The following is a 20865-nucleotide window of genomic DNA, read 5'->3' as shown; positions in this document are numbered from 1 at the left end:
CTCACGGTCTGCGCCCCTGGCCATGGATCAGCAGGATCGAGAAATAGGGGGTCACGTCGGTCGCTTCTGCCAGCGGCGTGACGCGTTGCGCAGGCATGGCGGCGTATTCGACCAGCCATGCTGCTTGCTCACGTCCGGCGGCTTTGACCGCGCGACGCAGCTTGGGCAGGTTGCGGCCGATCTTCATTACCACCAGCGCATCGGTATCGCGGATGCGCCGGGTCAGTTCCTCTTCGGGCAGGGTGGCCATGGCCACAGTCAGCACGTCGTCCCCCCAGGTGATCGGCAGTCCCGTGGCGTTCCACGCGCCTGCCATGCCGGTGATTCCGGGCACGACCTCGACCGGCGTCAGGCCGGCAAGCCGCGAATGGAGATGCATGAACGAGCCGTAGAAGAACGGATCGCCTTCACACAGCACCACCACATCCTCGCCCGCGCGGGCCAGCGCGTTCAGCCGCTCGGTGCACTCGGCATAGAATGCCGAAAGACAGGCGTTGTAGCGTGGGTCGGAGACTGGAATCTCGGTCGTCACCGGGTATTCCATCGCAATCTCGACGGCGTCTTCGCGCAACATGCCCTCGGCAATGCGCCGTGCCTGTCCGGGGCGCCCTGCCTTGCGGAAATAGGCGATGTGACGGGTGCCGCGCACCAATCGGTCGGCGCGCACGCTCAGCAGGTCGGGCGCGCCGGGGCCAAGGCCGACGCCGTGGATCGTGCCTGCGGTGAGGGCGGTGCTCATTCCGCGCGGCTCGCAAGGGCGTTGACTGCCGCCACGGCGATGGCGCTGCCGCCGAGGCGCCCCTCCACGATGCAGCAGGGCACGGGCTGCGCGTCCCACAACGCGGCCTTGGATTCCACCGCGCCCACGAAGCCGACAGGACAGCCGATGATCGCGGCCGGGCGCGGGCAGTCCGGATCCTCCAGCATGTTCAGCAGGTGGAACAGGGCGGTGGGGGCATTGCCGATGGCGACAACGGCGCCCGCCAGATGGGGCCGCCACAGTTCCAGCGCGGCGGCCGATCGGGTGTTGGCCATGGCGCGCGCCAGATCGGGCACTTGCGGATCGTGCAGGGTGCACAGCACTGCGTTGTCGGCGGGCAGGCGCGGGCGGGTGATCCCTTCGGAGACCATCCGCGCATCGCACAGGATGGGTGCGCCTGCCGCCAGCGCGCCGCGGGCCGCATCGGCAAAGCAGGGCGTCAAACGGATATGCCGGGCGAGGTCCACAATCCCGGCGGCATGGATCATGCGCACGGCCACCGGTTCTTCCTCGGCGGAAAAGCGCGCCAGATCAGCCTCGGCGCGGATCGTGGCGAAGGACTGGCGATAGATCGCCGCGCCACAGGTTTCATAGGCATGGGGCATCAGGCGACTCCAAAATGCGCGAGGACCGCTGCGGGGCTGAGATCGGTCAGGTCGGCGGGCGATCCGGCGCGGCCGTTGTGTGCAAGGTCGAACCGGCCATCGCGGCCGGTCAGGACGACGGCGGCGGCGTGCGGGCAGGCACAGCCCTTGGCGCAGCCGGAAACGTGCAGGTTGCCCGAAATGGCGGGGGCCAGCTGCCGCGCCAGATCGCGCGTGGCCACGCTCGCTTGCGGGCAAAACGGGGCGCCGGGGCAGGCATAGGCGCGCAACAGTGGGTCGGTGGCACTGGCGATCAGGCCGGGGATGGCACCGCTCTGCGCCCCTTCGAAAAGCAACACGCGCCATGGCGTGATCCGCAGGCCCTTGATAGCAGGATCGGCAAGGGCGCGGGCCAGCACGGCCGCTTCCGCTTGCCCGAACGGCGCGCCATGCGCTGTGCCTTGCGGCGTGCTGCCCGGTGCCATCGGAGCAACGGGCGGTGCAGGCGGCACCGCTCCTGTCGCCCAATCCGGCAAGGGCGCATCGTGGCGAGCCATGCGGCCTGCCAGCGCACCGCCGCTGTCATGGAACCAGTGTGCGAGCGCGACCAGCATTCCTGCTTCGTTGCCTGCGGCGAGCTCAACGCCCGTGGACCGCCCGGCGGCGCGCAGGATCAAGCCGCCGGTCGCACCGCGTTCGACGCGGAAGTCGCCCGGTTCGTCCAGCAGGACGGGCGCGGCACCGGCGTCGACCACGAAACCGACTTTGCCGGGAAGGTCCGGCAACTGGCCCAGCCGCGCCAGCAGCTCGCAGGCGATACGGTGGCTGTCGTCGCCCTGCGCCCAATCGGGCGCCACCAGCAGGTTTCTCAGGGTTTCGATGCGGCGATCGGCATCCACCAACCCCAGCTCGACCAGTTCACGCACCAGATCGCGCCAGCCGGTTTCGTTGACACCGCGGATCTGGAGATTGGCGCGACGCGTGACGTCGATGATGCCGTTGCCGAAGCGGTCGGCCAGCGCGCACAGGGCCCGTGCCTGCTCACGGGGCAGGCGCGCAAGGCGTGGTTTGATCCGCACCAGCAGGCCGTCGCCCGTTTCCATCGGACGCCACGCATCGGGGCACCAGCCCTTGATCGCAAAGCCGCTCATGCCTCGGATTCCGGCGCGGACGACAGGCGCAGGGTGGCGAGGATCGAATTTCGCCGTGTAGGCCAAAGTCCGGCGGCATGGAGTGCGGCAAAGCGCGCTTCCATGGCTGCCAGCGCCTGGGGGTTTTCCTGTTCCAGAAAGGCGCGCACCTCGCTCTGCCCCAGCGTGGCCTCGTGATAGAGGTCGAACAGTTGCGGCGGCACGCTGCCGGAAAGATGCGCATATGCACCCAGATGATCCAGCGCTGCGGCCAGCTCCGCCCCGCCGCGAAAGCCGTGGCGCATCATCCCGGTGATCCATCCCGGATGGGCGGCGCGGGCGCGCACCACGCGCGCGATTTCCTCGGCCAGCGCGCGCGTGACCGGGCGTTCGGGGTTGCGGCTGTCGAGGTGATAGAGCGCCGCTTTGCCGCCGGTGACGGCCTGCGCAGCGGCAAAGCCCGCCTCGTGCGCGGCATAGTCTGCCGCCAGCAACAGGTCTGTTTCGGCAAGGTCCTGCAAATGGACGAAGGCATCGGCCCCGGCCACCCGTTCGCGCAGACCCCGGCTGTCCGCCTGCGCATCGGCGGTGTCGAGTGCATGGCCCGACGCCGCCAGCCAGGCTTCACCTGCCGCGCGGCGTGCCGCGTCGGTATAGGTTTCCGCCGCCGACCCCATGTCCAGACCATAGCGACCGGGCTGCGGGCCATAGACGCGCGGGGTTGCCTGTGTATTGGCAAAGGGGTTCCATTCCGGCTCTTCGTCGCGTTCGCACAGCGCGCGCACCGCTTGCCCGAACAGCATGGGCAACGAAGGGAAGGCATCGCGAAACAGCCCCGACACGCGCAGCGTCACGTCGATGCGTGGTCGGTCGAGCAGGGCAAGCGGCAGGATCTCGATCCCGGTCACGCGCTCGGACGCCGGATCCCACAGCGGCTTCGCGCCCAGCAGATGCAAGGCCATGGCGAATTCCTCGCCCGCCGTACGCATCGTGGCTGAACCCCACAGGTCTACGACCAGACCGCGAGGGTAGTCGCCGTGATCCTGCAAGTGCCGGCGCAGCAGTTCCTCGGCCAGCGTCACGCCCTGCGCATGGGCGGCGCGCGATGGCACCGCGCGCGGATCGATGGTGTAAAGGTTGCGCCCCGTGGGCAGCACGTCGCTGCGCCCGCGATAGGGGGACCCCGAAGGTCCGGCCGGCACGCGCCGTCCCGCCAGCGCCGCGAGAAGCCCCGCTCGCTCGGACGCGCCCTGTTCGCCTCGGCCGTACACATGCAGGCCGTCGCCAAACTGGCTCTCCTTCACGTCGCACACGAAGCGGTCGATGCGCGTGATCGCCTCACCCAGTGTGGTCGCGGCGTCGAGGCCCAGTTCCGCCTCCAGCCCCAGCGCCTGTGCCTCGGCGCGGATGGCACTTTGCAGGCGATCGCGGCGGGCAGGATCAAGCCCGTCGGCGTTGGAGAACTCGTCGAGCAGCGTCTCGATCCGTTCCAGCCCGGCGCCATGCCGGGTTGGTGCCAGCGGTGGCGGGACATGGCCCAGCGTGACCGCGCCGATGCGGCGCTTGGCTTGCGCGGCTTCGCCCGGATCGTTGACGATGAACGGGTAGATCACGGGCAGGGCGCCAACCAGCGCTTCGGGCCAGCAGGCGTCCGACAGGGCCACCGATTTGCCCGGCAGCCATTCCAGCGTGCCGTGCGCGCCGACGTGGACCAGCGCATCGATCCCCAGTCCGCGCAGCCAGAGATAGAACGCTACGTAAGCATGGCGAGGGCATCGTGTCGTGTCGTGATAGGCCTCGTCCCGGTCGGCCAGATTGCCGCGTTCGGGTTGCAACGCCACCAGTGCTTGGCCCGTTGTCACGGCGCTAAAACGGAACGCGCCATTCACCACGGCGGGGTCGCTTTCCGGATCGCCCCAGGTCTCGGCCAGCGCGGCGCGCAAGGGCGCGGGAAGTGCGGCCAACGCCGCCCGATACGCCGCCAGCGGCCAGTGCAGGGTTTCCTGCCCCAGCGCGGTCGCCAGATCGGGAATGGCGCCCGTCGCATAGCCCGCATCGGCAAGATCATGGAGGATCGCCTCGGCCGAGGCGAGCGCATCCAGCCCCACCGCGTGCGCCATCTGGTGCGCCTTGCCCGGATACGTCGAAAGGACCAGCGCTACACCGCGTTCGCCGGCCGTCTTCCTTGCCAGCGCGATTGCGCCCGCCACGCGCGCCGCGATGGCCGCGATGCGATCCGGGTCGGCGCGGTGCCGGTTCTGGGCAAATTCCAGCGCGGGGTCTGGTACATCGGCTTCCTTGAAGCTGGCCACGCCAGCGAACACCCGGCCATCGATCTCCGGCAGGACCACGTGCATCGCCAGATCGGCGGGCGACAGCCCGCGCGCGGCATTCGCCCACGCTTCACGCGCTCCGGTGGCCAGCGCCAATTGGAACACGGGCACGCCAGCGCCATCCAGCGGGCTGTCGCCCTGATCGTCCCGCGCGGAAAAGGCGGTCGCATTGACGATCGCGGCGGGGGCCAGCCGCCGCACCCAGCGATCGACTTGCGCGCGCGATTGCGGCTCCTTCAGCGACGTGACGTACAGCGACAGCGTGGCAAAGCCCGCCGCCTCGAACGCTCGGTGCAGCGCCTCGAACGGGTCGAGATCGTGTGCCGCAAGATAGGACCTGTAGAACACGATCAGCACCAGCGGGCGCGTTGCATCGGGGATCAGCGCCAGCGGATCGCACAGGCCATGGAGCGGGTGCCAGCCGCCGGCCATGGGCAGCGCCGCGTTCGGGGTTTCGGTGGCCGTGACCAGCTTGGCCACGCGTGCCAGCTCGCCCAGCGCCGCGCGCGCCGCATCCGCTCCACCGGAATCGCAAAGCTGGCCAAGCGTGCGCAGCACGGCGGGGGGAACCGTCGAGACTTCGTCCAGCCTGTGATCCGGCCGCCCATCGCCGGACAACACCGCCAGCGCGATCCCGCGCGAGCGCGCCAGCGACGCCACCTGTTGCAGCCCATAGCTCCAATAGGGCGTACCACCGATCAGCCGGATCAGGATCGCCCGCGCCCCGCTCAGTGTGCGTTCGATATACGTATCGACGGAAAGGGGGTGCATCAGCGCGGCCAGATTGGCGAGGCGCAGCGACGGAAACACCGGGTTTGCCAGTCTCGCCTGGTGCCAGCCGCCTGCGAACGCGCCAAGGTCGCTGTCGGAAAACGACAGCACCACGAGATCCGCAGGCGTCTGCCCCAGATCCTGCGGGACGGCGGTTTCCTCCATCCCGTGCGTTTCGCGGAAGATGACGTGCATCGCGCTGGCTCAGCCGGCGAGAACCGCCTTGATCGCAGGCGCATCCACGTGCTCGCGCTCGGCAATGGCGACCAGCGTGGTATGGCGGGTTTCCCCTGCGCGCCATGGTCGGTCGTAGTGATGGCGCACGCGCGATCCCACCGCCTGCACCAGCAGCCGCATCGGCTTGCCGGTCACGGCGGCATATCCCTTGACGCGCAGGATCCGGTGATCGCGCGCCAGTGTCTCGATCCTTGCGACCAGAGCGGCGGGATCGGCAATTTCACCCAGCGTCACCACGGTGCTGTCGAAATCGTCGTGCTCGTGATCGTCTTCGCCGTCATGGTGCGAAGGACGTGCCGCGATGTCGTCTTCGGCCGCGGCGTCGAGCCCCAGGATCACGCGCGGATCGACGGCGCCATCGACGAGTTCGATCACCGGCACAGGGCGAGGGGATTCAGCCGCGATCACCGCCCGTGCGGTGGCCACGCCATCGGCTCCGGCAAGGTCGACCTTGGTCAGCAGCACCATGTCGGCGCAGGCCAGCTGGTCCTCGAACACTTCGGACAAGGGCGTTTCGTGGTCGATGCCGGGATCGGCGGCGCGCTGCGCGTCGAGCGCCGCCACGTCGGGTGCGAAGCGCCCGGCCGCAACGGCTTCGGCATCGGCCAGCGCCAGCACCCCATCGACGGTGATCCGGCTGCGGATCGCGGGCCAGTCAAACGCTTTCAGCAGTGGTTTGGGAAGCGCAAGGCCCGAGGTCTCGATCAGGATGTGGTCGGGCCGAGGGGTGAGTGCGAGCAGCTTCTCGACCGTCGGGATGAAGTCGTCCGCCACGGTGCAGCAGATGCAGCCATTGGCCAGTTCCACGATGTTTCCCGCCGGGCAATCGGGAATGGCGCAAGATTGAAGAATGTCGCCGTCGACGCCCAGCGTGCCGAATTCGTTGACCACAACCGCCAGCCGGCGGCCACCGGCATTGCGGATCAGGTGGCTGATGAGCGTGGTCTTCCCCGCGCCAAGAAAGCCGGTGACGATGGTGACGGGCACCTTCGAAAGGTCGGACACGTGCAACTCTCCCGCGCGCCAGAGCGAGACCGGGCGGGGCTTGCCGGACAAGTCCGGTCGGCGCGCGACGACGGGCGGGCGCGACGTTGCGTCCGTGACCACGCGACCCGTGCAGCCCCAGCCACACAGCTTCGTCGCTCAGACGGAGAGTTACCGTGCCGTGACCATCCCCTGGACCAAGGCAAGAGCGACCGGTGCGCCGGCAGGTCTCCTGGCTCGCGGGTCACAGCTTGATGCACGCCTTCCCAACACGGCGCTTGCGCCGTCCAGTGGCTGCCCCTCGAAGGGGCCAGTGCATCGCGCTATCCGCTTACAGTTGCAGGGACAGCCGCGGATTTGGGAAGACATGCTTCCCGCACCGCATTCCCGATTAAGCCCGTTTCCGGGCACCGGCGCGATCATGTGAAGGCCGAACCGAGGCCAGACCTTCGTGCGGCGACCTAGCGGGAGATCGCCGCCGATGCAATCGCCTCTTGGCTAAGCCTTTGTCGAAACCTCGATTTCGTCCAGCCGCTTCCAGCGATAGATGGCAAAACTCGCAACCCAGCACGCCACGAACAAGGCGATGATGGCAAAGCCCAGGCTGTTGAAATGCGCGCCCAGATCTGCGGCAAAGGTCCACGGCCAGCCGGTCAGCGCAAATCTGCTGCCGATCAGCGCGATCGTCTCGATCCCGCCGATGACGATGGCGACCACCGCGGAAATCAGGGTGATCGTGATATTGTAGTACAGCTTGCGGATCGGCTTCACGAATGCCCATTCGTAAGCTCCGAGCATCATCACGCCATCCACGGTGTCGATCAGTGCCATTCCGGCGGCGAATAGGGCCGGCAGCACCAGCACGGTTGCGATCGAAACGCCGTTGGCGGCCTGGCTTGCCGACATGCCAAGGATGGCGACTTCGGTTGCGGTATCGAAGCCCAGCCCGAACAGGAATCCCAGCGGCGCCATGTGCCATGGCTTTGAGATCAGCCGGAACAGCTTGCCAAAGATCCGCGACAGCGGCCCACGCGATCCGGTCAGTATGTCGAGGTCTTCTTCGACATAGGCACCGCCCGCGCGCACGTGCCGGAACGTTCGCCAGACTGACCGCAGGATCACGAGGTTCATCCCCGCGATGGTGAACAGGAAGAGGGCCGAAGCTGCCGTGGCGATCAGCGCCCCGATCTGGCGGAAGCCGTCGAACCGCACAAGCGCGCTCGCCGTCAGCGCGATGGTGGTCGATGCCAGCGCGATGATCGTCGAATGCCCGATGGCGAACCAGCAGCCGACCGAGATCGGGCGCTGTCCTTCCTGCATCAGCTTGCGCGTCACGTTGTCGATGGCCGCGATGTGGTCTGCGTCCACCGCATGGCGCAAGCCCAGCCCCCAGGCGAGCAGCGCTGTCCCCAGCATCAGCGGCTGGGCATGAAACAGGCTCAGCGCCCACGCCCATGCCAGCAGGTTGGCGCCGATGAGCGCGGCGAACAGCCAGCCGATCCTGCGGCGGAGGGGCAGGGCAGGCATGGGCGCGCTGTCATGCGCTTTATGAAGCGCCGTCATCAGAAGTTGACCTTTGCGCCAAAGCGCAGGGTTCGTGGTTCCACTACGCGGCTCAATCGGCCGGAAACAGGGCCATCGGTATCGAAGGCGGGGATATAGGACTCGTAGTAATACGCGATGTCCTTGTCCTTGCTGGCGAGCAGGTTGAGGATTTCGCCGTAAAGCTCGATCCGCTTGTCGGACCACGCGGCGCGGGCGTTGACCACGGTGCTACCGCGATCGCGGATGCTGTTGTCCTCGATCAGCGGCGACGGGCCAAGGTGACGCACCCGCACGCTGGCTTTCCAGCGGTTCAGGATCAAGGCCGCGCCCGCCGAAGCGGCGCTTTCGAAGGCATTGGGGATGTGGTCGCCATTGTCGTAGCGGGCATGGCTGATGGTGTAGTTTCCATCCAGCACCAGCCATGGCAGCGCCCGCCAGAAGGCCGTCGCCTCGTATCCGTTCCGGCGGCTCGCTCCTGACGGTTCCACTGCATTGGAGTCACCGACGAAGCGCAATTCGCTGTCGACGTTCAGCCACCAGCGCGTCAGTGTCAGCGTGACGCCGGAAAACTGCGTCCGCGCGCCCAGTTCGTGGCCCGATCCGCGAACCAGCGCCGGAACCGGCGTGGCCGCGTTGACGGCGCCGCGCATGTCATTGGAATGGAAGCCACGGCCCCAATTGCCATAGAATTCGATGTGCGGTGTCACGGCCCAGGACACCGACGCCTTGGGCGAGGCGAGGAAGGCCGAGCCATCCCCCTGGCCCAGCGCCGCGGCGGCGGCATCGCGCGCTCTGACGGCGTAGCGGTAATAGTCCCCCCGCAGCCCACCCGTCAGCCGCAGCCCAGTCAGCCCCAGTCCAGTCAGGGGCGCCCATGTCGCCTCGCCATAGAGCGCCGTCGATAGCTCCTTGACCCGGTAATGGCCCAGCGAGGCGAGGAACCGCCGTTCGGCCGTCCGGTTCACGCCGATATTGCCGATCGCATCGTACCGGCTCTCGATGCCGGTCGAAAGCGTCAGCGCAGGCCCGATCGACCAGTTCTTCTGCGCGGTCAGCCCCAGCACCCAGCGTCGGTCGAACTGTGCGATCTGCGCACTGGTCCCGTCGGGGTCGGCGTAAGTCGGGTTGGAGAACATCGACCAGTCGTAGAACTGGGCATAGGCGTTGGCGTGCCAGGTCGGCTGCTTCACCGCCATGTTGCCGATCAGGCGCGTGGTCTGGCCCCGCGCGGATGGATCGGGCGAGCAGAAGACGTCGGGGCAGAGCGACGTACCGACGATGCGCTCGGGGATCTGCTCGGTTGGCCGCCAAGTGGCGCGATAGGCGTGGAGCGATGCTTCCAGCGTTCCCTTGCCTGCCGGTGCTCGATACTTGGCGAATCCGGCATAGTGCCGCAGCCGCTCGGGCTCCTGCCAGGGGCCGTCATAGAGCTTGGCCTGTGCCACCAGCGTGAGCTCGCCCCCGGCTGCATTGTGGACGGTTCCACCCGCTGCCAAGCGTCGCCAGCCATAAGAGCCGCCTTCGAGCGAGGCCCAGGGGCGATCGTAGCGATCGACCGTGACCATGTACGCGGCACCGGCCAGCGCCAGGTCGCCGCCATCGGCGCGATAGGGGCCTTTGCGAAAGTCCTCGCGCGCCACCACTTCCGGGATCAGGCCGTTGAGGTCGAGATAGCCTTGCCCATGTCCGTGCGTGCGAAAGTTCATCTGCACGCCGTCGATGTAGGTGGTGAAGTCCGATCCGTGATCGAGGTTGAAGCCGCGCAGGAAGTACTGGTTGGCCTTGCCGCTACCTGAATGCTGCGCGGCGACCATGCCCGGCACGGCCTCGAGAAGTTCGGCCACCCGCAGCAATGGGCGCACCAGCAGGTCGGCTCCACCGACACTGCCTTCGCTGGCGGCGTGAGCCGTGCCGATCTTGGTTTCGCCCCGCCCGAACACGACGATGTCGGCCGTTGCGGCGCTGTCGGCGGCTTCGGCGTGGCAGGGCGGAGGGGTCAGGGAAAGTGCCAGTACGCTGGCAGGAAGAAGGGGCTGGATCACGATACGGGGTACTCCGGCATCTTGCGACAGGGCCGGACGCGCGCGCGACATTGCTGTCGCCCGACACGTGTCGGCGGCTAGGCGTCGCTCAGACGGAGTTCACCGTGCCTCGGCCAACCCCTGGGCCATGGCAAGAGCGACCAGACGCCGGCAGGTCTCCTGGCTCGCGGGTCATCGCTTGATGCAAGCCTTCCCAGGCCTCGCATGATTCTGCGTCCGGCCCAGTGGCTGCTTCCCCTGCGTTGAGGGGGAAGCGGTTGCATCGCGCTCGCCGCTTACAGTTGCAGGGACAGCCTCGGCTTCGGATCGGCGCGATGCCGGTCCTCACCGCGTTCCCGTTTAAGCCCTTTCGGGCACCGACGCGATCATTCGCCACCTGGATTGCTTCAGATGGCGTGCGGGCCCATTAGGGCGTCCGCAGGCTAAAGACTAGGGGGGGGGGCGTAAAACTCAGCTCGCCGTGTTGGCCAGCCAGAATTGACCTCGCCATTGGCAATGCTCTCACGCAGAAGATGGCCGTACCGTCGCAGGGGACCGAGGTTCGCTGAACTGTGCATCGGTATCACACGCCGACGCGGTAGCATAAAGTAGAAGCCAGCAGGGAACGCGCGGAGCCCTTGCGGCCGGCGGCGAGAAGCATGGTTCCCCTCCCCCGAGTGCCAAGCATATGGCAAGGGTGCATCCGGCGCGCGTGGCTCTATGGATTAAGCGAGCTCCCTAATTCGTTCTCCATGGGACAGCCGGCTCCGATCGCCAAGGCTGACCGGAGCCATTCCATGCGCAGTATTTCCAATTTTCCGTTGCTTCTCATTGCCGTCGTCATCCCACAAACCGATGCGGTTGCGCAGGAACTGGTGCTTCGGCCACGCACTTCTGCATCCCCCGATGGATCAGGTGAAGTGTTCGGTGGAGCGGAATACCGACGGGGCGACTATGGTACTGGAGCGAAGGTCGAGACAGTTGCGACAACGGTCGGGGTTTCGGTACGAAAAGGGCGGGTACGGTTCGCCGTCGCCGTGCCGTATGTACAGACGACCGCACCTGTCGATGTTGTGTTGAGCCAAGGCGGGCTTTTCGGCACTCCGCTTCTGGCCAGCGGCCGTACCGATACGCGACGGACCAAACGGGAGGGAATAGGCGATGCAAATGTGCAGATGGCCTACGGTCTACCCATAGCGGGTTTCGCTGCATCGCTGGGGGCAGGGCTGAAAATTCCGACTGCTTCTCGCTCCAAGGGACTTGGTACCGGTAAGGCCAATTATGTCGTGAACGCCCAGGTGTCGCGCGCAATCGGTGGCGGAGTCGCACCGTTTGCCAGCGTCGGCTATTCAATTATTGGCAAGCCTAGTGATGTCGCAGTGCATAACGTTCTGTCAGGTAGCGCTGGTGCGCGTGTTGGGTTGGGACATGGGGTAGATGGGATTTTGTCCTATTCCTACGAGCAATCGGCAACGCGAGCACTGGCCGACAGTCAGAGCGTTGCAGTGGGCCTTGGTGTATCTCTGAGGCCCAAGTTGCGCGTGGGCATTCAAGGGGAAGCAGGATTGAGTCGAGGAGCGGCGAACACGACCCTCGGCTTAATGATCGGCGCGGGCTTTTAGCTGGCCACATCGCGTGAATTCGATCCGCTGAGTACGCCTTGCTTCTTCCATGTCTGGAAGGTGGCTTGCGATCAAGGAAGACCTTTGGTGATCGGTCATCTTCGGGCGAGGTCAATCTTCGGTCTTGCTCTGGGCGCGAGGCGGTCACGGGTCTCGGACAGCGTGAAAGGGCCAGGCGGTGCTATCGAGGCCCATCTTCTATGCGCCGCGGACGCCGAGTGCTCTGGGGATGGGTAGTGTACCGCGTAGATTGGGCGATGTCGCATGCACCGGCCTGACACGGAATTTCGGACGGGCCGCCATGGGGTGCTGGGGATGCAATCCCATTACATTAGTATGCAAACAATTAACCTTTGATATATAAAATGTCGACATGCTTGAGAACCAGAAAATTCGCCCAGAATCGGTGATCGGCCCGGTAGGAGAGCCTTTGACGCTCGCGTCTCTTCCGCCAATCGACACCCGGCGCTGGGTTATCCGGCGCAAGGCTGAAGTCGTGGCTGCAGTAAAGGGCGGGCTTCTGACGATCGATGAGGCGTGCACGCGATATCGCCTCACACTTGAAGAGTATATTGGCTGGGAGCGAGCAGTCGATCGCTCCGGATTGGCCGGCCTTCGAGTTACTAGAATACAACACTACCGGAAACTGTACGATCGTATCAACAGATACTAAATAAATCTGCCGGGTCGAGCGATGGTTGTCGGCGCGCCGTCTTCGCATCGATTGCAGGGGCAGATCGCATAATGCCCACCGTAGATTACCTGTTGATGGTTCGTCTGAAGGCAGCGGGGAGATCGGACTCGTGCTCCCGTCTCAGTCGCATTAGGCCCAAGTATGAATCACGCGAACCAAGCAGCGGTGAAGCGAGGGGGCATAGGGTATGGCTTTGGCAAAATTAGTTAACAATGCGGTAGCCAATCCCCGCGGTCGTTGGATTCAGGTGCTTTTTGCGATTGGCCTGATCTTGCTGCCGCCCCTTTTTCGTTGGGTAATCGATGGCGGAAGGCTGGGGATGCACTTTGCGACATGCTTCCCGGCGATTCTCGTCGCTTCCTTGCTGCTAGATCTGTTTTTGGCATCCCTAGTGGCGTTCGGATCGGCTGCGCTTACCCAGTGGCTTTTTGTTGGCGAGCCTTGGTTCAAACATCCGGACCAAGCACATTTTTCCTTGTTTATGGTTTTCGCTCTAACCTCGGCAAGCATCATTGTCATTGGAGATCGATTGAAAGTCGCCATCCGCCGTGCCGATGAATACTCTAGAAAGCAGGGGCAATACAACGAGGAGCTAAAGGCCCGTGTTCAAGGTGTTTTAGCCGTGATTCAGGCGCTTGCTGTACGCGGAATAAACGAAGATTCGCCACTAGATTTTTATTCGGTTTTCTCAGAACGCTTGAATGCGTTGGGGAGGGCAAGCGATTTATTGCAAATTGGCTCAAGTTCCGACCGTAAACTGCCGACGATGTTCCAAAAGGCAATCGCGCCATTTTGTTCGGAAGGACAGATCTACCTCGCGGGAGAGCCCATTGAGGTCCCAACTGACAGCTGCATTCCATTGATCATGGCCATTCACGAGCTCTGTACGAATGCGATGCGGTACGGGGCGTTGTCGGTGCCAGAAGGGCGAGTGTCACTACGGTGGTTTCTCCGCCCGGACGGCAAATGCCTGACTGTCCTGTGGGAGGAGCGACTGGGGCCTTGTGTGAGACCGCCAAAAAAGCAAGGTCTGGGCCACAAGTTGCTTTCGGCCCAGCCTGGGCTGGCCGCAGTTGACCTGAATTTCCCCCCCAGTGGTGCATGGTGCGAGGTATCAATAAATTGCGCTTAATCCGTATGTACTTTAGAATATATGGGTGGATTATAATTCATAAAATTAATATTTGACGATATTTCCCAATATGGACAAATAGAACCCAAAAATTCAGTCGCGACCGGCAAGGGGCGTGAATCCATCACCGGTCGCGCTGCTTCAGTTGACCTTGCGAACTTTCGTGACCGTGCCGGCCTTGCCATCCCAGTCGATCTCGAAGTCCACCTTGTCCCCGATCTTCAGGCCGGCCAGTTGCTCAGGCTTTGCCGTGAAGCCCATCTTCATGGCAGGCCAGTCCAGACCCATCATCGGACCGTGGTCGAGCGTGATCGTGCCCTTGGCGGTGTCGATCGCGGTCACGGTGCCGGTGGCCTGACCGTGCTTCATGGCTCCGGCCATTGGCATGGTGCCCATGTTGCCCGACATCATCGAACTGCTCGGCGCCGGCGCTGGAGCTTCGGCCTGCTTCTGGCAACCGGCGAGTGCGGCGACGAGCGCGAGGCCCGTGACGACAGTCATGGTTCTGGTCATTTCACTTCTCCTTGGGGGTGATCGGTCGGATAAGTTCGGCGGCGCAACAGGAGGTACGCGGCCGGAAGTACGAGCATGGACAGCAAGGGGGCGGTGAGCATGCCGCCCACCATGGGAGCGGCAATCCGGCTCATGACTTCCGATCCCGCCCCGCTGCCGACGAGAACCGGGAGCAGGCCAGCGAGGATTACCGCGACCGTCATCGCCTTGGGCCGCACGCGCAGCAGCGCGCCTTCGCGGACGGCAGCAGCGACATCACCATCGGTGCGCTCATTCAGTGCCTGCTTGAGATAGATAAGCATGACCACGCCAAACTCGGCGGCGACGCCTGCGAGCGCGATGAAGCCCACCGCGGTTGCAACCGATTGATCGTAGCCGAGCCAGTAAAGCAGCCACAATCCACCGGTGAGTGCGAACGGCAGCGTGCCCATGATCAGCAGTGCCTCGTCCCATCGGCGGAAAGTCAGGTATAGCAGCGCAAAGATGATCGCGAGGGTCACCGGGATAACCAGCTTCATCCGCTCCTTCGCCCGGACCAGAAATTCGTACTGCCCGGTGTAGGAGATGCTCACACCCGGCGGCAGTTGCACCTTGGCGGTTATGGCCTGGTTGATGGATTCGACGAGCGAGGCCATGTCGCTGTCGCGCCCATCGACGTAGATCCAGGTGACTGGACGGCCGTTCTCGCTGCGAAGCATGGGCGGCCCATCGCTGACGCGGATCGAGGCGACGGTGCCCAGCGTTATTTGCTGACGCGAGGGCGTCAGCACCGGCAGGTTTGCGAGCTTGTCCACGCTGTCGCGCAATTCGCGGGGATAGCGCACGCTGATCGGATAGCGGGCGAGGCCCTCTACCGTTTCGCCAATGCTCTCGCCGCCGATGGCACCAGAAACCACTGCCTGCACATCGGCCACATTGAGGCCATAGCGCGCGGCGACCGCACGGTTCACATCGACGTCGATGTAACGGCCACCGGTCAACCGCTCGGCCAGCGCGGAGGTCACGCCGGGCACCGTTTTCACCACGCCCTCGATAGTTTGCGCGGTCCGGTCGATATCGGACAGGTTCGAACCGGCAACCTTGATGCCGATAGGACTTTTTACGCCGGTCGCCAGCATGTCGATCCGGTTGCGGATCGGTGGAATCCAGAAGTTGGCAAGACCGGGCACCTTTACCCGCGCGTCGAGTTCCTCGATCAGCTTGGCCGGCGTCATGCCGGGACGCCACTGGTCGCGGGGCTTGAAGCGGATGGTGGTCTCGAACATCTCAAGTGGTGCGGGGTCGGTCGCACTGTCTGCACGACCTGCCTTGCCGAACACGCTTTCCACCTCGGGCACGGTCTTGATCAGCCGGTCGGTCTGCTGGAGCAAGTGCCCCGCCTGCGCCGCCGAAAGACCCGGCAGGGCCGATGGCATGTAAAGCAGGTCGCCCTCGTTCATCTGCGGCAGGAACTCCCCGCCGATCCGCGCAAGCGGCCAAAGGCTGGTGGCAAAGACCAGCAAGGCGATGAACAGCGTCTGCTTCGGGCGTTCCAGCACCCGGTCAATGATCGGACGATAGAGCCGTGTCAGCGTCCGGTTGAGCGGATTGGCCTCCTCACTCGGAATCCTTCCCTTGATCAGCAGCCCCATCAGCACCGGGATCAGCGTGATCGAAAGCAGCGCCGAGGCCGCCATCGCATAAGTCTTGGTGAAGGCAAGCGGCGAGAACAGCCGCCCCTCCTGCCCCTGAAGCGTGAAGATGGGCAGGAACGAGAACGTGATGATCAGCAGGCTGAGAAACAGCGCGGGTCCGACTTCGGCGGCAACTGCCGTCACCAGCGCCCAGCGCATGGCCGGGTCGGGCTCCGCATCTGCATGGTCATGCCGCCAGCGTTCGAGATGCTTGTGCGCATTCTCGATCATGACAACGGCCGCGTCGACCATCGCCCCGATGGCAATGGCGATGCCGCCCAGCGAGAGGATATTGGCGTTGAGGCCTTGCAACCGCATCGCGACGAACGCGATCAGGATGCCGAGTGGCAGGGTGAGGATGGCGACGAGCGCCGAGCGCGCGTGCCACAGGAACAGCGCGCAGACGGCCGCAACGATCAGGAACTCTTCGAACAGCTTGCCGGTGAGGTTCTCGACCGCGCGATCGATTAACCCCGAGCGATCATAGGTGGTAACCACCTCGACCCCGGGTGGAAGGCTCTTCTTCAGCTCCTCCAGCTTCCCGCGCACACCGGCAATGACGTCCCGGGCATTCTGGCCCTGCCGCATGACGATGACACCGCCTGCGACCTCGCCTTGCCCGTTCAGTTCCGCAATGCCGCGCCGCATCTCCGGACCAAGCTGGATTGTTGCCACATCGCCGACCATGACCGGCACGCCTCCCGCAGTGGTGCGGATCGGAACGGAGCGAAAGTCATCAAGCGACTTCAGGTAGCCACTTGCCCGCACGGTATATTCGGCCCCGGCCATCTCCACGCTCGAACCGCCGACTTCCTGGTTCGCGCGGCGGATCGCTTCGGCCACCTCGTCGCCGGTAACGCCAAAGGCGGCAAGCTTCGCCGGATCGACGAGGATCTGGTATTCCTTGACCATCCCGCCAATGCTGGCGACCTCGGCCACACCGGGAACGGTCTTCAGCTCATAACGCAGGAACCAGTCCTGCAACGAGCGCAACTGCGACAGGTCATGCCGTCTGGTCCGGTCAACCAGCGCATATTCGTAGACCCAGCCAACCCCTGTCGCGTCGGGACCGAGCGAGGGCCTGGCCCCTTCCGGCAGGCGGCTCTGCACCTGGCTCAGATATTCAAGAACGCGGCTGCGTGCCCAGTAGAGGTCCGTGCTGTCGTCGAACAGAACATAGACGAAGCTGTCTCCGGTGAACGAATAGCCACGCACCACGCGCGCACCGGGGACCGACAGCATCATCGAGGCGACCGGGGTTGTGACCTGGTTCTCGACGATCTGCGGCGCCTGCCCCGGCCAGCTGGTGCGGATGATGACCTGCACGTCGGACAGGTCGGGCAAGGCATCGACCGGCGTCGTGCGAACCGCGGCGATGCCAAGCATGGTCAGCACCAGCGCCGCACCAACTACGAGATTGCGCGCCCTGACCGATCCGCGAATGATCGCGGCGATCATCGACCGCCTCCGAGCGGGCGCGCCTCGACACCCGACAGGCTAGCCTCGGAATCGAGCAGAAACTGGCCCGAGGCCACGACTTTCTCGCCGGCGGCAAGCCCCGCCAGCACTTCAGCCTTGCCGTTGCTTTCACGCCCGATCCGTACCTCAGCCGGACGGTAGTGACCATCCGGCAAGGCCAGCATGACCAGCGTCCGGAGCCCGGTGCGGATGACCGCCTCGCTGGGGATGAGAAGCGCTGGTCTGCCGTCTCCGGCAAACGCCACCGAAGCAAACATGCCCGGACGCAGCCTGCCGCCGCGATTGGCCAGTTCGATGCGGGCGGTCAGTGTCCGGCTTTCGGTCTGGGCGGCCGGCAGGATCGCGGTGACGCGTCCGATAAAGGTTTCCCCGGGGAACGCGGCAAGCGTACTACTCGCGGCCTGACCAACGCGAACCATGCCGGCCTGTGTTTCGGGGACGGCCGCATTGAGCCACACCGTGCCGATGCCGCTTACCTGCGCGAGGCTTTGCCCGGCCGCAACGGTCATCCCGGCGCGGACATCGAGCGACTGGATCACCCCGCTGACTGGCGTGCGGATCGTCACCATGCCGTTGAGGCGCCCGGTGCGTTCCACCGCGCCAATCAGCGAATCGGACATGCCCAGCAGCCGCAGCCGCTGACGGGCCGCTGTGGTCAGGTCGGCTCGGCCGAGCTTGCGGACCGCGAGGTATTCGCCCTGCGCGCCGCCCCATTCCGGCAGTTGCAGATCGGCAATCGGGGCTCCGGCAGCGATCACGTCACCCGGCGCCCGCCCATAAACGCGCGTAACGAAGCCGCCCGAACGCGCTTGCACATTGGCGACGCTTCGCTGGTTGAAGTCGATGGTTCCGGTGACGGTCAGCCCGGAAGGCAAGGGGCCCATTTCCGCCGTGGCGATGCGCATCCCCAAGCTCTGGCTTGCGCCGGCATCGACGGAAATGCCCGGTCCCGTGTCCGGGGTTTCATCGGCATACTTGGGTATGGTCTTCATGCCCATCGACGAGAGCGAATTGGGATTGTCGTAGTGCTCGGCCGGCACCATCGGGTCGTACCAGTAGAGAATCTTGCGGCTCGCTTGCGTGGACTGGCCGCCGTCCTGCGCGGGGGACTGTCGCCCCAGCCAATAACCGCCGCCACCCGCGACAAGCGCGATGGCCAGCACCCCGGCGCCAAGGCGCACGGCATTCTTCCCGTTCAGCATCATGGCCGAACTCCCCCATAGGTATAGGCAATGCGCACGGCATCGCGCGCGACGTCCGCTTCGCGGGTCAGTGCATCGACTTCCGCTTCGGCCAACGCCAGCGACGACAGCAGGGCGCTGCCGAGATCGAGCTTTCCGGCGGCATAGCTGGCCATGTCCAGTTCCGCGCGCCGCTTTGCGAGTGGCACCAGCACCTGACGTGCGTTGTCGAGGCGTGCCATGTGCATCTCGTGGTCGGCCAGGGCGCTGTCGAGCAAGGCGACAAGTTCCCTTTCCGCCGCTGCGCGGTTGAGCCGCGCTTGCGTTTCCTCGCTGACCGCCGCGGCAATCTTCGGATCTTGCCTTTTTCTGCCGAACAGCGGCAGGTCGATACTCACGCCCAGCGAAACCATGTCGCCATAGGCGGGCTTGCGACGGCCATAGCTCGCGCTCACCCGCCAGTCCGGCCGTTTCTCGGCGCGTGCCATCGACGAGGCGGCTTCCGTCCCGCCCACGGTCGCGTCGAAGGCTTGCAGCTTCGGAAGCGTTGCAAACCCGGCCACCAGCGCGGCCCTGTCGACGGTCGGCACAGGCAGCAGTCCCGACACATCTGCGTCCGGCACCCCAGTGTAGCGTGTCAACCGCGCCCTGGCTCGCCCGACATCTGCCGTCAGCTCGCTACGCCGATCATTCACCGCCGCGCGCAGCTGATCGGGTTCGAGCGCCATTGCGGGACGAGACGAACCCGACGCCAGCCTCGCCGTGACAGTCGCCTGAAGATCATGCAGGCTCGAATCCAGAGCCTGCAACTGGGCGAGCCGCCGTGTCCCGTAGTAGAGGTCGATCCACGCAAGCGCCGTTTCCAGACGGACGTTTTGTTGCTCGATGGCAAGGCCGCTTTCGGCGAGCGCAATGTCGGCCGCCGCACGCGAACGCTCGGCCGCACGTTTTGCCGGATTGGGGAAAGCCTGCTCGATGCCCACCCGCGCCATCGTCATGCTTTCGCGCGTGAGGCTGAACGCGGGAGGCCCTGTAACGGGAAAGTTGTCCAACCCCGCATTCAGCGTCGGATCGGGCAATTGCCCGGCGGCTACAGCAGCCGACCGCCGGGCCTGCACACCGGCTTGTTCGGCCTGCACCGATGGGGCAGCCTGCATCGCGCGTTGCACAGCCGCCTCGAACGTCAATGGCTCGGCCGCGGCAACGCCCGGTACCAGCGCCAGCAAGGGCGCGATGAATTTTTTTCGCATGGGGAGCCCCGAATACGATGGTCGGTTCGACGTCCAATGAGGGCTTGCAGCTAACACGGCACCGGCGAAGGGGATGACCCTGCCGGTGCCGTGCGCCTGGCCCTCATTTTCTCGTTTTTGGCCAAGCGATAGTGTTAGCTGGCCGACGGCGAATGGCTCTTGCGGGACATGCCCATCATGCGTTTGGCGCAATCCGTCTTCATCATGGAGCAGTTGCAGCTAGCCACCGCGGGTGCGTTGTCCTTCACCCAGACCCGATTGGACGGGTAGGCAATCGACCGGGGGCCGAAAGGTGACTGACCACGCCAATCCCAATGACCGTTGCTGGCGTCATGGGCGGAAGCCACCGATGTGGTGGCGAGCGCCGCCGCAACAGCGGCGAGCGTCAGAATCGGCTTCATGTCGAATATCCTTGATTGAACTTGCAGATGGCGCCGCGAGCAGTCAGCAGAGCTCGCGGCGTTCATCAGATTCAGCCAAGGCGTGCGGGTGGTTCAGGCTCAGGAGCGATGTCGCGGCCAATCATCACCGCAACGGGCATTAGCCGCGGTACGGTCGTGCGGAACTGAGATGACGTATCGAAGGGAAGCGGAGGAAGCAGTGCCAGAGGCGCCGCACATCCCATCTTGGCCATGCAGTCGAGATTCTTGCCCTCACAGGGTTTTTCCGATGATTGCGACTGGGGCTTGGCCAAGCCCCTCATTTCAGCGCAATCAACGTGCCTTGCAGTTTGCGATGCCGATGTCTGCGACGGATTTGCCATTGCATCCGGTATCGCCCGGGCAAATACGGCCTCTTGGCCGAGAAGGCCAAAAATTACTCCAAAAAGGAGAAGCCAGGAGCGCCATGCGTTCACGAGGTTCTTCTCGCTGTCTGGCGCTCTCGTGTCAAACTTTTGCGGACGCGAATGGTTATGCACCATGCGGTAATTGAACGGGGCGTATCCCCGTCAATAT

The 20865-nt window shown here is 64.8% G+C and carries 15 protein-coding genes and 2 riboswitches; of the genes, 3 read left to right on the top strand and 12 right to left on the bottom strand.

The window, feature by feature from the left end:
* Position 1: 1 nt before the first annotated feature.
* The 7 genes from cobI to HHL27_RS18790 all read right to left on the bottom strand — a co-directional run bounded on the left by cobI (position 2) and on the right by HHL27_RS18790 (position 10437).
* A complete protein-coding gene (cobI, locus tag HHL27_RS18820; protein ID WP_169494937.1) occupies positions 2-739 on the bottom strand; it encodes a precorrin-2 C(20)-methyltransferase in 738 nt (245 codons plus the stop codon).
* Positions 736-1365, bottom strand: a complete 630-nt coding sequence (locus tag HHL27_RS18815; RefSeq protein ID WP_169494936.1) for a precorrin-8X methylmutase — start codon at positions 1363-1365, stop codon at positions 736-738. The genes cobI and HHL27_RS18815 overlap by 4 nt, the downstream gene beginning before the upstream one ends.
* Positions 1365-2495: a cobalamin biosynthesis protein CobG gene (locus HHL27_RS18810; RefSeq protein WP_169494935.1), complete on the bottom strand. Its 1131-nt coding sequence runs from the start codon at positions 2493-2495 to the stop codon at positions 1365-1367. Before HHL27_RS18810 ends, HHL27_RS18815 begins: the two co-directional genes overlap by 1 nt.
* Positions 2492-5773: a cobaltochelatase subunit CobN gene (cobN, locus tag HHL27_RS18805; protein WP_169494934.1), complete on the bottom strand. Its 3282-nt coding sequence runs from the start codon at positions 5771-5773 to the stop codon at positions 2492-2494. The genes HHL27_RS18810 and cobN overlap by 4 nt, the downstream gene beginning before the upstream one ends.
* A 9-nt stretch (positions 5774-5782) precedes the next feature.
* Entirely contained in the window at positions 5783-6820 is a 1038-nt protein-coding gene (gene cobW, locus HHL27_RS18800; RefSeq protein ID WP_169494933.1) for a cobalamin biosynthesis protein CobW, read from the bottom strand.
* A gap of 184 nt (positions 6821-7004) precedes the next feature.
* A riboswitch (cobalamin riboswitch) is annotated at positions 7005-7229 on the bottom strand.
* A gap of 68 nt (positions 7230-7297) precedes the next feature.
* Positions 7298-8326 (bottom strand): HoxN/HupN/NixA family nickel/cobalt transporter, encoded by a 1029-nt coding sequence (locus HHL27_RS18795; RefSeq protein WP_169494932.1) that lies wholly within the window; start codon positions 8324-8326, stop codon positions 7298-7300.
* A gap of 35 nt (positions 8327-8361) precedes the next feature.
* Complete coding sequence (locus HHL27_RS18790; protein WP_169494931.1) at positions 8362-10437, bottom strand: TonB-dependent receptor; 2076 nt, start codon at positions 10435-10437, stop codon at positions 8362-8364.
* Positions 10438-10518: 81 nt separating this feature from the next.
* A riboswitch (cobalamin riboswitch) is annotated at positions 10519-10762 on the bottom strand.
* Positions 10763-11162: 400 nt separating this feature from the next.
* Between HHL27_RS18790 and HHL27_RS18785 the strand changes: the two genes are divergently transcribed.
* The 3 genes from HHL27_RS18785 to HHL27_RS18775 all read left to right on the top strand — a co-directional run bounded on the left by HHL27_RS18785 (position 11163) and on the right by HHL27_RS18775 (position 13813).
* Positions 11163-11987 (top strand): transporter, encoded by an 825-nt coding sequence (locus HHL27_RS18785; RefSeq protein WP_169494930.1) that lies wholly within the window; start codon positions 11163-11165, stop codon positions 11985-11987.
* A gap of 373 nt (positions 11988-12360) precedes the next feature.
* Positions 12361-12660, top strand: coding sequence for a CtrA inhibitor SciP (gene sciP, locus HHL27_RS18780; protein ID WP_169494929.1), 300 nt, complete (start codon positions 12361-12363; stop codon positions 12658-12660).
* A gap of 208 nt (positions 12661-12868) precedes the next feature.
* Positions 12869-13813 (top strand): sensor histidine kinase, encoded by a 945-nt coding sequence (locus tag HHL27_RS18775; RefSeq protein WP_169494928.1) that lies wholly within the window; start codon positions 12869-12871, stop codon positions 13811-13813.
* A 141-nt stretch (positions 13814-13954) separates the two neighbouring features.
* Here HHL27_RS18775 and HHL27_RS18770 read toward each other — a convergent pair whose 3' ends face one another.
* From HHL27_RS18770 to HHL27_RS18750, 5 genes are all read right to left on the bottom strand, one after another.
* Entirely contained in the window at positions 13955-14326 is a 372-nt protein-coding gene (locus HHL27_RS18770; RefSeq protein ID WP_169494927.1) for a copper-binding protein, read from the bottom strand.
* Positions 14323-17457: an efflux RND transporter permease subunit gene (locus tag HHL27_RS18765; protein ID WP_169494926.1), complete on the bottom strand. Its 3135-nt coding sequence runs from the start codon at positions 17455-17457 to the stop codon at positions 14323-14325. Before HHL27_RS18765 ends, HHL27_RS18770 begins: the two co-directional genes overlap by 4 nt.
* The gene (locus HHL27_RS18760; protein ID WP_420874081.1) at positions 17454-18683 is read right to left on the bottom strand and encodes an efflux RND transporter periplasmic adaptor subunit; all 1230 of its coding nucleotides are present in this window, start codon (positions 18681-18683) and stop codon (positions 17454-17456) included. The genes HHL27_RS18765 and HHL27_RS18760 overlap by 4 nt, the downstream gene beginning before the upstream one ends.
* Positions 18680-19909, bottom strand: a complete 1230-nt coding sequence (locus HHL27_RS18755) for a TolC family protein (RefSeq protein ID WP_169494925.1) — start codon at positions 19907-19909, stop codon at positions 18680-18682. Before HHL27_RS18755 ends, HHL27_RS18760 begins: the two co-directional genes overlap by 4 nt.
* A 134-nt stretch (positions 19910-20043) precedes the next feature.
* Entirely contained in the window at positions 20044-20310 is a 267-nt protein-coding gene (locus tag HHL27_RS18750; protein ID WP_169494924.1) for a hypothetical protein, read from the bottom strand.
* Positions 20311-20865: the final 555 nt, after the last annotated feature.

The sequence above is a fragment of the Novosphingobium olei genome, assembly GCF_012927405.1.
Classification (GTDB): Bacteria; Pseudomonadota; Alphaproteobacteria; order Sphingomonadales; family Sphingomonadaceae; genus Novosphingobium; species Novosphingobium olei.
Note: the sequence above shows the minus strand (reverse complement) of the source record. Positions and strands in the feature narration are given on the sequence as shown.